Source organism: Pseudarthrobacter sp. C1 (assembly GCF_034720455.1).
GTDB lineage: Bacteria > Actinomycetota > Actinomycetes > Actinomycetales > Micrococcaceae > Arthrobacter.
Genome location: NZ_JAYESK010000002.1, coordinates 488,234 through 502,806 on the forward strand (window position 1 = coordinate 488,234; position 14,573 = coordinate 502,806).

Annotated in this window: 17 protein-coding genes; 6 read left to right on the top strand and 11 right to left on the bottom strand. The window is 63.8% G+C overall.

Annotation, left to right across the window (positions count from 1 at the left end; translation table 11 throughout):
* Position 1 precedes the first annotated feature (1 nt).
* Both U7114_RS04905 and U7114_RS04910 read left to right on the top strand, forming a co-directional pair.
* Positions 2-886 carry a type II secretion system F family protein gene (locus U7114_RS04905; RefSeq protein WP_323056673.1) on the top strand — a complete coding sequence of 295 codons (885 nt, stop codon included), beginning with the start codon at positions 2-4 and terminating at the stop codon, positions 884-886.
* 97 nt (positions 887-983) lie between these two features.
* Positions 984-1,448 carry an Hpt domain-containing protein gene (locus U7114_RS04910; RefSeq protein WP_323056674.1) on the top strand — a complete coding sequence of 155 codons (465 nt, stop codon included), beginning with the start codon at positions 984-986 and terminating at the stop codon, positions 1,446-1,448.
* A gap of 7 nt (positions 1,449-1,455) precedes the next feature.
* Here the strand turns inward: U7114_RS04910 and U7114_RS04915 are convergent, their stop codons facing one another.
* Positions 1,456-2,247: a response regulator transcription factor gene (locus U7114_RS04915; RefSeq protein WP_157241613.1), complete on the bottom strand. Its 792-nt coding sequence runs from the start codon at positions 2,245-2,247 to the stop codon at positions 1,456-1,458.
* Positions 2,248-2,499: 252 nt separating this feature from the next.
* Here U7114_RS04915 and U7114_RS04920 point away from each other — a divergent pair, with 252 nt between their 5' ends.
* On the top strand, positions 2,500-4,170 hold the full coding sequence (locus U7114_RS04920; RefSeq protein WP_323056675.1) for a sensor histidine kinase: 1,671 nt from the start codon (positions 2,500-2,502) through the stop codon (positions 4,168-4,170).
* A gap of 67 nt (positions 4,171-4,237) precedes the next feature.
* Here the strand turns inward: U7114_RS04920 and U7114_RS04925 are convergent, their stop codons facing one another.
* The 8 genes from U7114_RS04925 to U7114_RS04960 all read right to left on the bottom strand — a co-directional run bounded on the left by U7114_RS04925 (position 4,238) and on the right by U7114_RS04960 (position 9,481).
* A complete protein-coding gene (locus tag U7114_RS04925) occupies positions 4,238-5,131 on the bottom strand; it encodes a tRNA pseudouridine synthase A (protein WP_197432482.1) in 894 nt (297 codons plus the stop codon).
* A gap of 32 nt (positions 5,132-5,163) precedes the next feature.
* The gene (gene rplQ / locus U7114_RS04930; RefSeq protein ID WP_157241611.1) at positions 5,164-5,745 is read right to left on the bottom strand and encodes a 50S ribosomal protein L17; all 582 of its coding nucleotides are present in this window, start codon (positions 5,743-5,745) and stop codon (positions 5,164-5,166) included.
* Between the two features lie 71 nt (positions 5,746-5,816).
* Positions 5,817-6,827, bottom strand: coding sequence for a DNA-directed RNA polymerase subunit alpha (locus tag U7114_RS04935; protein ID WP_013601812.1), 1,011 nt, complete (start codon positions 6,825-6,827; stop codon positions 5,817-5,819).
* A 130-nt stretch (positions 6,828-6,957) separates the two neighbouring features.
* Positions 6,958-7,359, bottom strand: coding sequence for a 30S ribosomal protein S11 (rpsK, locus tag U7114_RS04940; protein ID WP_018769149.1), 402 nt, complete (start codon positions 7,357-7,359; stop codon positions 6,958-6,960).
* A 54-nt stretch (positions 7,360-7,413) separates the two neighbouring features.
* Positions 7,414-7,788: a 30S ribosomal protein S13 gene (gene rpsM / locus U7114_RS04945; RefSeq protein ID WP_003803743.1), complete on the bottom strand. Its 375-nt coding sequence runs from the start codon at positions 7,786-7,788 to the stop codon at positions 7,414-7,416.
* A 184-nt stretch (positions 7,789-7,972) separates the two neighbouring features.
* On the bottom strand, positions 7,973-8,086 hold the full coding sequence (gene rpmJ / locus U7114_RS04950; protein ID WP_009358722.1) for a 50S ribosomal protein L36: 114 nt from the start codon (positions 8,084-8,086) through the stop codon (positions 7,973-7,975).
* A 70-nt stretch (positions 8,087-8,156) separates the two neighbouring features.
* Positions 8,157-8,378, bottom strand: a complete 222-nt coding sequence (gene infA, locus U7114_RS04955) for a translation initiation factor IF-1 (RefSeq protein ID WP_009358723.1) — start codon at positions 8,376-8,378, stop codon at positions 8,157-8,159.
* Positions 8,379-8,545: 167 nt separating this feature from the next.
* Positions 8,546-9,481 (bottom strand): P1 family peptidase, encoded by a 936-nt coding sequence (locus U7114_RS04960; RefSeq protein ID WP_323056676.1) that lies wholly within the window; start codon positions 9,479-9,481, stop codon positions 8,546-8,548.
* 239 nt (positions 9,482-9,720) lie between these two features.
* Here U7114_RS04960 and U7114_RS04965 point away from each other — a divergent pair, with 239 nt between their 5' ends.
* From U7114_RS04965 to U7114_RS04975, 3 genes are all read left to right on the top strand, one after another.
* Complete coding sequence (locus U7114_RS04965) at positions 9,721-10,677, top strand: carbohydrate ABC transporter permease (protein ID WP_197432481.1); 957 nt, start codon at positions 9,721-9,723, stop codon at positions 10,675-10,677.
* The gene (locus U7114_RS04970) at positions 10,674-11,594 is read left to right on the top strand and encodes a carbohydrate ABC transporter permease (RefSeq protein ID WP_323056677.1); all 921 of its coding nucleotides are present in this window, start codon (positions 10,674-10,676) and stop codon (positions 11,592-11,594) included. Before U7114_RS04965 ends, U7114_RS04970 begins: the two co-directional genes overlap by 4 nt.
* A 74-nt stretch (positions 11,595-11,668) precedes the next feature.
* Positions 11,669-13,012 (top strand): ABC transporter substrate-binding protein, encoded by a 1,344-nt coding sequence (locus U7114_RS04975; RefSeq protein WP_321214076.1) that lies wholly within the window; start codon positions 11,669-11,671, stop codon positions 13,010-13,012.
* Positions 13,013-13,098: 86 nt separating this feature from the next.
* Here the strand turns inward: U7114_RS04975 and map are convergent, their stop codons facing one another.
* Together map and U7114_RS04985 are read right to left on the bottom strand one after the other, a co-directional pair.
* Positions 13,099-13,926 carry a type I methionyl aminopeptidase gene (gene map, locus U7114_RS04980; RefSeq protein WP_157241608.1) on the bottom strand — a complete coding sequence of 276 codons (828 nt, stop codon included), beginning with the start codon at positions 13,924-13,926 and terminating at the stop codon, positions 13,099-13,101.
* A gap of 72 nt (positions 13,927-13,998) precedes the next feature.
* Positions 13,999-14,568 carry an adenylate kinase gene (locus tag U7114_RS04985; protein ID WP_197432583.1) on the bottom strand — a complete coding sequence of 190 codons (570 nt, stop codon included), beginning with the start codon at positions 14,566-14,568 and terminating at the stop codon, positions 13,999-14,001.
* Positions 14,569-14,573 lie beyond the last annotated feature (5 nt).

Below are 14,573 nucleotides of genomic sequence, written 5' to 3' on the forward strand. Positions count from 1 at the left end.
GATGAGTCCCATGGTGTTGTTTTCGCTGATACTGGTCTCCATGCCTGTCGGCTACCTGGCCTGGTCCGTTCTCTCCGTAGACCGCAGGGGCCGAATGGCCACGGTGGCCATCCTCAACCGCGGACGGATCGTTCCTGAAGCCGCTGAGAATAAATCATCCGGCCTACTGGCAGGGTTCGGTTACCGCCTGACACCGCCTCCCTACGTACGGAAACTGGACCGCTTGCTGTCGCTCGCGGGCCGGCCCGTTTCCATGCCGCTGGAAAAAGTTCTTGCCGGCAAGATTGCCCTCGGTATAGCCGGGGCCTTCTTCGGGCTCTATCTCGCTGCCATTGGCACCACACCCATCATGAAACTTGCCGGACTCTTCGTATTGTTCCTGGGCTACTTCATCCCTGACCTCCTGTTGTACAGCAAGGGCCAGGAACGCCAGAAAGCCATGCAGCTGGAACTGGCCAACACGCTGGACCAGATGCTGATCTCTGTGGAGGCCGGGCTGGGTTTTGAAGGGGCTATGGCCCGCGCCGGCGAAAATGGCAAGGGCCCGCTGGCCGAGGAACTGGTCCGCACGCTGCAGGACATGCAGGTGGGCCGCAGCCGCCGCGAGTCCTACCTCGCCCTGGCGGAGAGGACCAGCATCCCGGAGCTGCGCAGTTTTGTGCAGGCCGTGGTCCAGGCGGACACCTACGGCATCGCGATCAGCCGGGTGCTCCGGGTCCAGGCAAAGGTGATGCGCGTAAAGCGGCGCCAGCGTGCGGAGGAAAAGGCGATGAAGCTTCCCGTGATGATCCTGTTCCCGCTGCTCTTCTTCATTTTCCCGGTCCTGTTCATCGCCATTCTTGGACCGGCCGTCATCAATACCGTGATGACCTTCAGCGGTCAGTAGGGCGCCACGACCCCCCGTCTCAAAGGATCCGCTCAAGGTTTCCACAGGATCACCCGAAATAGGACAACGGAAGAATTACAGGAAGTAGCCTTGAACAATGCACAGTCAAGATCCCGGTTCCGGCAGCGAGGCCGCCGCTGCGGGCTCCCTGCCGTCCGGGGTCGCTTCGGCCGCAGGAACCCCACTCTCACCAGAAGCGGTCGAGCTCTTGCCGCTCGTTGACGCAGCTGTCCTCGAAGAGCTCGAAGACGAGCTCGCCGGCTCCGGCCTGGCCCGGCGCTTCGCCCGCGACTACGCTGCCATGTGGGACGAGCGCTACACACGGCTGGCTGCAGCCGTGGAGAACCAGGACAGGGCCTCGGCCCTGGACGCCGTGATCAGCCTGAAGATCACGTCAGCCATGGTGGGCGGGCTCCGGCTGGCCAAACTTGCCGAACTGCTGGAAGCGGTGATCCGCAGGGGTGACTTCCGCCGGGGCCAGGTGCTGATGGTGCGGGTGGCTGAGGACGGCGGGCAAACGGTGTCCGAGCTCCAGGCCAACTACATCCTGGAAAACGACTGAGTCCAACCTAACCCTCGGGGGGCCTGCTGGGCGCCAGTCGGTAGCCCACGCCGCGGACTGTCTGCAGCCAGCGCGGGGACACCTGGTCCTCCTTGAGCTTGCGGCGCAGGTTGCCCACGTGGACTTCGACGGCGCGTTCGTCCGCCTCGCTGATGTACGTGTCATGGTCATAGAACTCGCCGCGCACGGCCCGGACCAGGTCAGCCCGGGTGCACACTGCACCGCCGCCGCGCAGCAGCACATGCAGTAAATCGAACTCGCTGCGGGTGAGCCCCAGCGGTTGACCTTTGATCTCCACCGTACGGGTGCGGTGGTTCAAGGTAAGTCCATTGTGGTGCAGGACGGCGGAGTCGTGGGTCCGCGGGACGGCGGCCGGCGCGGGAGGTGCTCCCCAGGCGGACCCGGCGGACTTCTGCCCTTGGATTTCGTGCCGAGGCCTGCGCATCATGGCTGCTACGCGGGCCCGCAGTTCCCTGGGCCGGAAAGGCTTGGCGATGTAGTCGTCCGCACCCGCATTGAGTGCGGACAGCAGGTCCGGCTCCTCTGTCCTGCCGGTCAGCATCACCACGTAGGCGTTACTGAAATGTCGGATCCGCCGCAGAACTTCAAAACCGTCAATATCGGGAAGCCCGATATCCAGCGTCACAACATTTGCCTGCTTGTCGCGGACCACTTCCACGCCGGCCCGTCCGTCTGCCGCTGTATGCACTTCAAACCCTGCCTGCGTCAACACTCCTTCTAAAAGGTTGCGCACGTCGGCATCGTCTTCAATTACCACAGCCACGCCAAGTTCGTCCATTGATATCCCCATGCCAGGCGGACATGGCCCCCCATCAGCCCAGCGCCAATGCCATATCCGCTCCAACCATTTATACGCTACTCGTAACCTCTACTGACCACATCTACTTCCCCATTCATTTCGGAAAGTCAATTATCATGACAAGACATGTGGATTACGAGCCGAAAGGATGGGCCGCGGTGACCCGCGCGGAAATGCATTACAGCTGTGAATGCTCCATCTTCGGGACAGTTCCAGAAACGGTGGTCGATCATGGCTGAGCACTTGTTCCAGCGTGGACCTATACGGTTCTTCCGCGGTCTCGGACCCCGGGCCCAGGTGGTGCTGTGCCAGCTTCCGCTGACGCTGATTGTTGCCGGCCTTGCGGCGGCTACGCCCTTTGCATGGCCAGCATTGCTGCACAGTCCGCTCTATATGGCCGGAATCCTGCTCCATGGGATCCTCTTCCTGGGCTGTTTCCTGGTGCCGTGGGAGCGCCTGGGCCACCGGTCCTATCTGTTTGTCCCCGTCCTGGACTTCGCGGCCATCGGGTTTCTGCGCAACGGCGCCGCCCCGCTCCTGCCTGGGCTCGCTGTCCTGGTGGTCTTTCCGGTGATCTGGCTTTCCGCCTCAGGAATGCTCACACGCACCAGCCTGGTGCTGAGCTTTGTTGGCCCAATGTTCATCATGATTCCCCCAATTGCGGGACGTTTCCCCAACCTGAACGCCACGGACATCACCACCGTTGTCCTCTTTCCCCTCATGATGCTCTCGGTATCGCTCGCCATCCGGTTTGCCAGTATCCACGTCCGTCTCCAGCAGCGTGAACTCGCGGAGAAGGACAGGGAGCTCCGGACACTGCTGCGCGAAAGCCGGGAACGGGAAAAGCTGCTCCAGACGGTCCTGGACGCCACCGACGTCGGAATTGCCGCCGTCGACCGTTCCGGCCGCTTCCTCGTCTCCAACGACCGGCAGCGGAACTTCCGCCGGGCCACCGGCGCTGACGATGCCGCCCCGGGGCAGGGCCACCAGCTGATCTTCGGCCAGGACAGGCGGACCCTGCTGCCGCCGGAAAAGCGTCCCATCAGCCGGGCCATCGCAGGTGAGTCCTTCGCTGACTACCTGGTGTGGGCCGGTGAGGGAGCAGAACAGCGCGCCGTGTCCACGGCCGCCCGGCCCCTGGTCAGCGAGGACGGCAGCTTCAACGGTGCGGTGGTGGTCTACAGCGATGTCACCGGCTGGGTGGAAGCACTCGCCGCCAACCAGGAACTCGTCACGAACGTCTCCCACGAGTTCAAGTCGCCCCTGAATTCCATCATCGGAAACATCGACCTTGTCCTGGATGACGCCGGCGCTGAACTGCCGCCACAGGTGGCCCAGCGCCTGCTGGTGGTCCAGCGGAACGCGGAACGGCTGGTTGCCCTGGTGTCCGACCTGACGGCCACCGCCTCCACGGCCCTGAACGTGCACCCCAAGCGGACAGACCTGGCCAGCCTGGTGGAAACCAGCCTGGGCTCCGCACAGGCCCAGGCCGAGCGGGCCCATATCCAGCTCAGGGCCGACGTTCCCTCGCCTCTCTGGGCCTACGCCGACCCGCTGCGCATCGGCCAGGCGCTGGACAACCTCGTCTCCAACGCCATCAAGTACTCCCCCGACGGCGGGACGGTCAGCGTCAGCGCCAGCTTCAGTGAGGAGTGGGTCCGGCTCAGCGTCAGCGACACTGGAATGGGGATGAGCCGGGAAGACACCGCGAGGGTCTTCAAGCGCTTCTTCCGGACGGAATCTGCACGGAAAGCGGCCATAGCCGGCGCCGGGCTTGGCCTGTCCATTACCAAGATGATCGTGGAGGGCCACGGCGGCAGCATCACCTGTGAGAGCGGCCAGGGCAAGGGCAGCACGTTCACGCTGACACTACCGGCGGACGGGCCCCCGCCGTCGTTCTAGGGAATCGATTGCTCCGTAGATGCCGTTTTGACGGCTCAAAACGGCATCTACGGAGCAACCGATGGGTTCAGTGCTCCCGGAGCGCCCTTGTCAGTTCCGCACGGGCCAGCAGCTCGTCGTCGGACGGGTAGGCCACTTCCTCCAGCACCAGCGGGTGCGGCGCGGCGAGCACGGACTTGGCGTCCCGCTTCCTGGCCAGCAGGCGCTCGTGCAGCCAGCCCGGTTCCTCAACGCCCTCCCCCACGTACAGGGCAGAGCCGACCAGGGCGCGCACCATGTTGTGGCAAAAAGCGTCGGCCTGGACGGTGGCCACGATGACGCCGTCTTCGGCCCGCGTGAACTCGAAGCGCTGGAGCTCGCGGATAGTGGTTGCACCCTCCCGCGGCTTGCAGAAGGACAGGAAGTTCTGTAGCCCCAGGAGCTTGGAGGCACCCTCGTTGAGCAGGTCCACGTCCAGCGGGTTCTTATGCCACAGGGTGGAGTACCGGCCCAGCGGGTCCCACAGGGCGGGACCGTCCGCGATGCGGTAGCTGTAGCGCCGCCACAGGGCCGAGAAACGGGCGTCAAAGCCTTCGGGTGCCAGGGTAATCCTGTGCACCTCCACGGCGCCGGTGAGGTCCCCGAGCACCCGGCTCAGGGCGCCGCGGATCCTGCGGAGCATGGCGACGGCGGGATCCAGTTCGTGCCCGCGCGGCAGTCCCCGCCACTCGGCTTCCGTGAGGTCCAGGTGGACAACCTGGCCGCGTGCGTGCACTCCCGCGTCCGTCCGGCCCGCAACGGTGACGCGGACCGGCCGCCGTACCAGCAGGTGCAGGGCCTCCTCGAGGACCCCCTGGACGGTGCGGAGGCCAGGCTGCAGTGCCCACCCGCTGAAAGGGCCGCCGTCGTACGACAAATCAAGCCGGACACGCAAAAACCCGCCGCCCCCCAATACGGGGGCCGCGGGTTTTTGGTCGTTCATAGACTCAAGTCTATGCGAAGGAAGTCAGCGAATTACTTCGCGTCCTTTTCCTCGGCTGCGGGAGCCTCGGGGGCTTCCTCAGCGGCCGGAGCCTCTTCGGTTGCAGCCTCTTCAGCCGGAGCCTCAGCAGCGTCGGCTTCAACAGCCTCTGCCTCGGGAGCCTCTTCTGCAACGGGTGCAGCAGCGGCTTCCTTCTTGTCAGCGTCGCGCTTCGCAGCGGAGGTAGCCTCGGCTACAACAGCCTGCTTGGCGGAAACCGGCTCGAGGACGAGCTCGATGACAGCCATGGGAGCGTTGTCGCCCTTGCGGTTGCCGATCTTGGTGATGCGGGTGTAGCCGCCGTCGCGGTTCTCCACAGCCTGGGCGATGTCGGTGAACAGCTCGTGGACGACGCCCTTGTTGCTGATCAGGCCGAGGACCCGGCGGCGGGAAGCGAGGTCGCCACGCTTGGCGAAGGTGACCAGGCGCTCTGCGTACGGCTTCAGGCGCTTGGCCTTGGTCACCGTGGTGGTGATCCGCTTGTGCTCGAACAGGGATGCTGCCAGGTTCGCGAGCATGAGGCGCTCGTGAGCCGGGCCGCCTCCGAGGCGCGGACCCTTAGTGGGGGTAGGCATAATTGTTTCTCCTCAAATGGAAGCCGTGGGCGCTGCACACCGTGGTGCCTGCCCGCCGGCCAAGGTCTGGTTTAGAGTTCGTCGTCGCCGAAGGCGGCGTCGTCCTCTTCGATTGCTGCGGCGCGTGCTGCGAGGTCAAAACCGGGAGGCGAGTCCTTGAGGGACAGGCCCAGTTCAACCAGCTTTGCCTTGACCTCGTCAATGGACTTGGCACCGAAGTTGCGGATGTCCATCAGGTCAGCCTCGGAGCGGGCAACGAGTTCACCCACGGTGTGGATGCCCTCACGCTTGAGGCAGTTGTAGGAACGGACGGTGAGGTCCAGATCCTCGATCGGCAGTGCCATGTCGGCTGCCAGGGCAGCGTCGGTGGGCGACGGGCCGATCTCGATACCTTCAGCTGCGGTGTTCAGCTCACGTGCCAGACCGAAGAGCTCCACCAGGGTGGTGCCTGCGGAAGCAACAGCATCGCGCGGGGCGATGGCCTGCTTGGTCTCGACGTCGACAATCAGCTTGTCGAAGTCGGTGCGCTGCTCAACACGGGTTGCTTCCACGCGGAAAGTAACCTTCAGCACCGGCGAGTAGATGGAGTCGACCGGGATGCGGCCGATCTCTGCATCGCCGGACTTGTTCTGAGCTGCCGAAACGTAGCCGCGGCCGCGCTCGATGGTCAGTTCGAGTTCGAACTTGCCCTTCGAGTTCAGCGTGGCGATGTGCAGATCCGGGTTGTGGAATTCGACGCCGGCCGGCGGAGCGATGTCCGCGGCGGTGACGACTCCGGGGCCCTGCTTGCGCAGGTATGCAACAACCGGCTCATCGTGCTCGGAGGAGACCGAGAGGCTCTTGATGTTCAGGATGATCTCAGTGACATCTTCCTTGACACCCGGAACCGTGGTGAACTCGTGCAGCACGCCATCGATCCGGATGCTGGTTACGGCAGCACCGGGGATGGAGGAGAGCAGGGTACGGCGGAGGGAGTTTCCGAGGGTGTAGCCGAAGCCCGGTTCCAGCGGTTCAATGATGAAACGCGAACGGTTTTCGGAGACTACCTCTTCGGAGAGGGTGGGGCGCTGTGCAATGAGCACTTAGGTTTCCTTTCGGCGAGCATCCGCTATATGACGCAACACAGGTGGTGGAAATTCGGTCTGAAGACTTAACGCGCTGGGCTTGCCCGGACCGTCGACGGTCCGGGCAAGCTCAAACGGCGGAAAAGCCTTAGACGCGGCGGCGCTTCGGCGGGCGGCAGCCGTTGTGCGCAGCGGGGGTGACGTCCTGGATGGAGCCAACCTCGAGGCCGGCGGCCTGGAGCGAACGGATCGCGGTCTCGCGTCCGGAGCCCGGGCCCTTGACGAAAACGTCTACCTTGCGCATGCCGTGCTCCTGCGCACGCTTGGCAGCAGCTTCGGCGGCCATCTGGGCTGCGAACGGGGTGGACTTACGCGAGCCCTTGAAGCCAACCTCACCTGAGGAAGCCCAAGAGATAACAGCGCCGTTCGGGTCCGTGATGGAAACGATGGTGTTGTTAAAAGTGCTCTTGATGTGCGCCTGGCCCAGCGCGATATTCTTCTTGTCCTTCTTACGCGGCTTGCGAACCGCGCCACGAGTCTTCGGGGGCATTTTTTCTCCTACAGAAAGTTATCGGGGGAAAGTCCGTTAGTCCCGGCGGGGATTTTAACGGGCCTTCTTCTTGCCGGCGACGGTACGCTTCGGGCCCTTGCGGGTACGTGCGTTGGTCTTCGTACGCTGTCCGCGTACGGGCAGGCCCTTGCGGTGGCGCAGGCCTTCGTAGCTGCCGATTTCAACCTTGCGGCGGATATCTGCTGCTACTTCGCGGCGAAGGTCACCCTCAACCTTGTAGTTGCCTTCAATGTAGTCACGCAGCTCAACCAGCTGGGCGTCAGTCAGGTCCTTGACGCGAACGTCAGCGCTGATGCCCGTGGCAGCCAGGGTTTCGTGTGCACGGGTCTTGCCCACGCCGTAGATGTAAGTAAGCGCAATTTCCAGCCGCTTTTCGCGGGGAATGTCTACGCCAGCGAGACGAGCCATAGTGGCAGTACTCCTTGATAAACCGGAGGTCCTAGGCAGTACACCCGCACGTTCTGTGCGGCCCCAGCCTCCGACCGGGGGTTAGCTGTCCGGACTCTTTCGAGCTCAATGTTCCAGATCAGCTTGTGCTGCCTTTTATTTACTTGCGTGGGTTAGCAACCCAGGATTTCCCGATGAAGGGAAATTAGCCCTGGCGCTGCTTGTGGCGCGGGTTCTCGCAGATCACCATGACCCGGCCATTACGGCGGATCACTTTGCACTTTTCGCAGATCTGCTTGACGCTCGGCTTGACCTTCATGGCATTCCTTTGCGTGTAACAGTTGGTCAACTGGAGCGGCGCTCAGCTCGCGCTGAAGCCGCCCAGCAATTTACTTGTAGCGGTAGACGATACGACCACGGGTGAGGTCGTACGGGCTCAGCTCCACCACTACGCGGTCCTCTGGGAGGATTCGGATGTAGTGCTGACGCATCTTTCCAGAGATGTGTGCCAGAACGATGTGCTTGTTGGTGAGCTCAACGCGAAACATCGCGTTAGGCAGCGCCTCGGTCACAACGCCTTCGATCTCAATGACCCCGTCCTTCTTGGCCATACCCTCCGCTAACTGTTGTTGCCGCAGCCCTGCCGGATTGCACCGGGCATGGCCACGAACGTTTTGGTTGGATCGATTGCCGGCTCCAGACCCAAAAGGGCGTGGCAGTCCAGACAACCAACAAACAACACTACGCCACTTTGCAGCGAAAGTTAAATCCAGCCATGCTAGCGCATCCCGCCGCCGTACGCACCATATTCCCCCGCCGGAGTGCTCACGGCCCGGGCACTGGCTACGCCGTCGAGGATGGCCAAACGTACGACGTCGGCTGCCGCACTCTGCAGGGTGATGAGGCTGAGCCGCCGGGCAGCTTCGTCCGAACGATCGAGTGCCGCAGCCTGGGTGGCCAGGCAAAATACAGTGTCCCCGTCAGCCAGGGTGTGGCTTGGATTCAGGGCCCTTGCTATCCCGGCGTGCGCCGCCGAAGCAGTTCGCTTGCACTCGGCAACATCGAGCACCGCATTGGTGGCGACAACAACGAGGGTGGTGTTCAGCGGGGCGTCTGCATCATGGCGATTGGGCTTTTCGAACCCAAAGGGGAGTCCCAACGCATTGACGATGGCAAGGGCGCCGACAACTATGCCGTTGTCCAGCGTGATGGAGGCCGTGCCTGCGCCGCCTTTGAACTGTCCCCTGCCGATGAGGGCCCCGGTGCCGGCACCCACGTTGCCGCGCCCGACGTCGTGCCCTTCCGTTTGCGACGCAGCGGCGGCTGTTGCCGCGTAGCCCATGTCCGCCGTCGGACGTGCGGAGAAGTCCCCGCCCCTGCCCAGGTCGAAGATCGCGGCGGCCGGCACGATAGGGACTACTCCCCCGGGCACCGGGAACCCGCGGCCGTTCTCCTCGCACCAGCGCTGGGCGCCGGCGGCGGAGGCTAGGCCGTACGCGCTGCCGCCGGTGAGGACCACGGCGTCGACGGCGCTGACCAGGGTGGTGGGGTCCAGGGCGTCCGTCTCATGGGTGGCCGGTCCGCCTCCCTGGACATCCACCGAACCCACCGTGCCCGGCGGCGGGAGGACCACCGTCACCCCGGTCAGCCAGCCGTCGTCGGACTTTTGCGCGTGGCCAACCCGGATCCCGGGGACATCGGTGATCGCTCCCATGGCATCCATTCTGCCCTTTTGACCAGCAAACTGATGAATACGGCGGGTCCCTGACTTTCAAACAAAGTTTGTGCAAGACTGCAGGCAGCACAGCGTTAACAGGCAATGAAGCCTCGTATAACAGTCCCCCTCACGAGGGCATTCGTAGCTTTCCGCCTACTGACTTTGTGGTGAAGTAATGGCTAGACTCCCCCGACCACGGCCGGCCACGAGCAGGCACGAATCCCGTGAGAGACCGCATGACCCGTCAACTCGCACCCCATCCGTCCACCGATCCCACGAAGCCCGGACCCGCCGCCGCCCCTGGACGCCGGCGCTGGACGCAGCGAACCCGGCGTGACTTCTTCGTGTTCCTTGCCCTCGCTTTGCCCAACCTGGTGCTGATCGCCGTCTTCACATACAGGCCGTTGGTCAGCAACATCTACTACTCCACGCTGGACTGGACCCTGGGGTCGCCCTCAGCCACGGTGGTGGGCATCAATAACTACGTCACCTTCTTCACCAGCGACGACGCCTCCAAGGTACTGGGCACCACGGCGATCTTCACTGCAGTCACGGTGGGCGGATCCATGATCCTGGGGCTGCTCATCGCCCTGGCGCTGAATGCGAAAGTCCCGGGAACCACCTTCGCCCGTTCAGCGGTATTCGCTCCCTACGTCCTGTCCGGCGTGGGCGTGGGCCTGGTGTGGCTCTTCATTTTCGATCCCGGCTACGGCGTCCTGGCCTGGCTGCTCCGTGGCATCGGCCAGCAGAGCCCGCAGTGGATCAATGACCCGCAGCTTTCCCTGGTCATGGTCATCCTCGTCTACGTCTGGAAGAACCTGGGGTACTGCGCGGTGGTCTACCTGGCCGGGCTGCAGTCCCTGCCACAGGATGTCATGGAGGCGGCGTCCCTGGATGGCGCGAACGGGTTCCGGCGGTTCATCAGCATGTCGTTGCCGCTCCTGTCCCCCACCACGTTCTTCCTGCTGATCACCACCATGCTGTCCTCGCTGCAGGCCTTCGACCTGATCCGCATCATGACCCCGTTGGGAACCGGTACCAGCACCCTGATCTACGAGGCGTACCTCCAGGCGTTTGGTGCCTTCAACCGCGCAGGCTATTCGGCGGCCATCTCGGTGGTCCTGTTCGCGATCCTCCTGGTGATCACCGTGTTCCAACTGCGTTTCGTGGAGCGGAAGGTGCACTACTCGTGAGCTCCCTGTCACCGGTCAACCCGGACCCCACCGTCCCGGCAACGCAGGAAGCCGAACCACTTCTTCCCCGCGATCGGCCCTTCTCGCGGCGCAACCTGGCGCAAGCCGTCCTCGGCGGCTACGTCCCGCTGGTCCTGGCAACCCTGGTGGTCTTCCTGCCGCTGCTCTGGATGGTGCTCAGCTCATTCAAGCAGCCTGGTGAGATCATCACCATGGACCTGAAGATCCTGCCGGAAAGCCTCAATCTGCAGAACTACCAGATCGCGATGACCACTGTGCCCTTCGGCCAGTTCTTCCTGAACAGCACCATCGTCACGGTGACGGGCGCCAGCGTGAAAGTCATCCTTGCCATCCTGACGGCCTACGCCCTGGTCTTCGTGCGCTTCCCGTTCAAGAACGCGATTTTCGTCCTGATCCTGGTGGCCCTTATGGTGCCGCCCCAGGTGTCCATCCTGCCCAACTACATCCTGATCTCGGGAATGGGCGGAAAGAACACCCTGTGGGGCATCATCCTCCCGGGCCTCGGAACCGCCTTCGGAACCTTCCTCCTGCGCCAGCACTTCCTCACACTGCCCGCCTCCATCCTTGAGTCGGCGGAAATCGATGGCGCCGGCCACTGGCGCCGCCTCTGGCGGATCGTGGTGCCGGTCTCCGTTCCCTCCATCGCCACGGTGGCACTCGTGACCATTGTCAGCGAGTGGAACGAGTACATCTGGCCGCTGATCATCACGGACCGTCCCGACACCATGACCCTGCCGGTGGGCCTGACACTGCTCCAGAACTCCGAGGGCAACGCCTCCGGATGGGGCATCCTCATGGCCGGCGCCGTCCTGGTCATCGTCCCCATCCTTATCGTTTTCGCAACCCTCCAGCGTTACATCGTCGCCGGGCTCACCCAGGGCAGCGTCACCGGGTAAGCCCGTGCCGCCGTCGTTCGTCACAGAAGAAGCACCCCACTCCTCAATGCGGCACCCAATGAAAGGACCTGCACATGACACAGCACCTCGATCGGAGGCACTTCCTGGGACTCGCCGGGGTCACGGCGTCGGCCGCTGCCCTGGCAGCCTGCGGCGGCCCGTCCACGAGCGGCACGCCCAAGGCCAGCGAAGCCGCGGAACTCGACTTCAGTGGAGTGAAACCGGCCGCGAAAATCGACTTCTGGTCCAACCACCCCGGTAAGTCGCAGGACGTCGAAAAGGCCATTATTGAGAAGTTCCACGCCAAGTTCCCGGACATCCGGGTCAACCTGGTCACAGCCGGCGCGAACTACGAGGAAATCGCGCAGAAGTTCCAGACCTCGCAGGCGGCAAAATCCGGCCTCCCGGGCGTCGTGGTCCTCTCCGATGTCTGGTGGTTCCGCTACTTCACCAACGGCAGCATCATCCCGGTGGACGCCCTCGTCAAGCAGCTGGACATCAAGCTGGACGATTTCCGGAAGTCACTCGTGGACGACTACAAGTACAACGACAAGCAATGGGCGCTCCCCTACGGGCGTTCAACTCCCCTGTTCTATTACAACAAGGACCACTTCAAGGCGGCCGGGCTGCCGGACCGGGCACCCAAAACCTGGCAGGAGTTCGGCGAGTGGGCGCCCAAGCTGAAGGCCAGCTCAGGCGCGCAGTACGCCTACATCTATCCTGCGCTGGCGGGCTACGCGGGGTGGACCCTGCAAAACAACCTCTGGGGCTGGGGTGGCTCCTGGTCCAAGGAATGGGAGATCACCTGCGATTCGCCTGAATCCATCGAAGCGCTGCAGTGGGCCCAGGACTCCATCTACAAGAACGGATGGGCCGGCGTCTCCTCCAAGGAAGCTGCGGACGACTTCTCCGCCGGGCTGACCTCGTCCACGATCTCCTCCACCGGATCCCTCCTTGGCGTGCTGAAGTCCGCGCCGTTCAATGTGGGTGTGGGCTTCCTTCCCGGCGGACCGAAGGCCGAGACCAACGTCTGCCCCACCGGCGGCGCAGGGCTGGGCATCCCCAGCGGCATCACCAAGGAAGAGCAGCTGGCAGCCGGCACGTTCATCAAGTTCATGACCGAGCCGGAAAACAGCGCAGCCTTCTCGGCTGCCACCGGCTACATGCCCACCCGCGAGTCGGCGGACATGAAGGCGGTCCTGGCCCGGACGCCGCAGATCCAGACTGCCGTGGACCAGCTGGCTGTTACGCGGGTCCAGGACAATGCCCGCGTGTTCCTCCCGGGTGCTGACCAGGAACTGGCCAAGGCGGCCGCAGCGATCCTTACCCAGCAGGCGGACGTCAAGTCCACCATGACCAGCCTGAAGAAGACGCTGGAGGGCATCTACGAAAAGGACGTCAAGCCGAAGCTCGGTTGAGTTTCTCCTTAAGGACGAAGCGCCGGCTGACGTTGTGGAATCACAACGGCAGCCGGCGCTTCTGCCTGGGCAGGAAGGCCGCGGGGCTACGGGACCGGCACCGGGGTGACCCCGAGGGGCACCAGGTGCTCCGCGCCGCCGTCGGGCGCTGACAGCACCCAGATGCCCTTCTCATGGACAGCCACTGAGTGCTCCCACTGGCAGGAGCGCTGGCCGTCCGTGGTCACCACGGTCCAGTCGTCCTCAAGGACAGCGGTGTCGATGCCGCCGCGCACCAGCATGGGCTCGATCGCGAGGCAGAGGCCGGGCCGGATCTTGGGTCCACGGTGGCTGGTGCGGTAGTTCAGCACATCCGGGGCCATGTGCATTTCCGAGCCGATGCCGTGGCCTACGTAATCTTCGAGGATCCCCAACGGCTTGCCGGGGACTGCGGAAACGTAGTCGTCGATGGCGGCCCCGATGTCACCCACATGCTTGCCGGTGGCCAGTGCCGCGATTCCGCGCCACATGGCTGCATTGGTCACGTCAGACAGGCGCTGGTCCTCCGGATCGGCGGTGCCCACGATGACGGTCCTGGCGGAGTCGGAGTGCCAGCCGTTCACGATTGCGCCGCCGTCGATCGAGATGATGTCCCCGTCCTTGAGCACGCGGCTGCCGGGGATGCCGTGCACCACTTCCTCGTTGACTGAGGTGCAGATGGTGGCCGGAAAGCCGTGGTAGCCGAGGAAGTTCGACTTTGCGCCGGCCTCGTTCAGCACGGCGGCGAAGACGTCGTCCAGGTGCTTGGTGGTCACTCCGGGCACGGCCGCGGCAACGGCAGCGTCAAGCGCGCGGCTCAGGACCAGGCCTGCCTCGTGCATGATGCGCATCTGGGCATTGGTCTTGTATTCGATGCGGGGCTGGCCAAAGGCCATGGTGTTCCTTCTTTCAAATGGCTGAGGCTCCTCCCGGATGACGGGAGGAGCCTCGGATAACTGCCGCCTGGATCAGGCTGCCTGCGCTGCCTTGATGGCCTGCATCACGCGGTCGGTGACCTCGTCGATGGGGCCGATGCCGTCCACCTGGGTGAGGATGCCGCGCTCGGCGTACTTGGCCACCACGGCTTCGGTCTGCTCGTGGTACAGGTCAAGGCGGTGGCGGATGACGGCTTCGTTGTCGTCGCTCCGGCCCGTTTCCTTGGCCCGGCCGAGCAGCCGGTGCACCAGTTCCTCATCGTCGGCAGTCAGCTGCAGGACGACGTCGAGCTTTTCCTCACCCTTGGCGAGGATCTCGTCCAGGTAGTCCACCTGGGCGGTGGTGCGGGGGTAGCCGTCCAGCAGGAAGCCGTTTTCGACGTCGGACTCGCTGAGCCGGTCCCGCACCATCTTGTTGGTCACGCTGTCCGGAACGAAGTCGCCGTTGTCCATGTACTTCTTGGCCTCGATGCCAAGCGGCGTTTCGCCCTTCACGTTTGCACGGAAGATGTCGCCGGTGGAGATGGCCACAACGCCGAGGCGTTCTGAAATCCGTTCCGCCTGCGTTCCTTTTCCGGAGCCCGGAGGCCCAATAATCAGCATTCTCG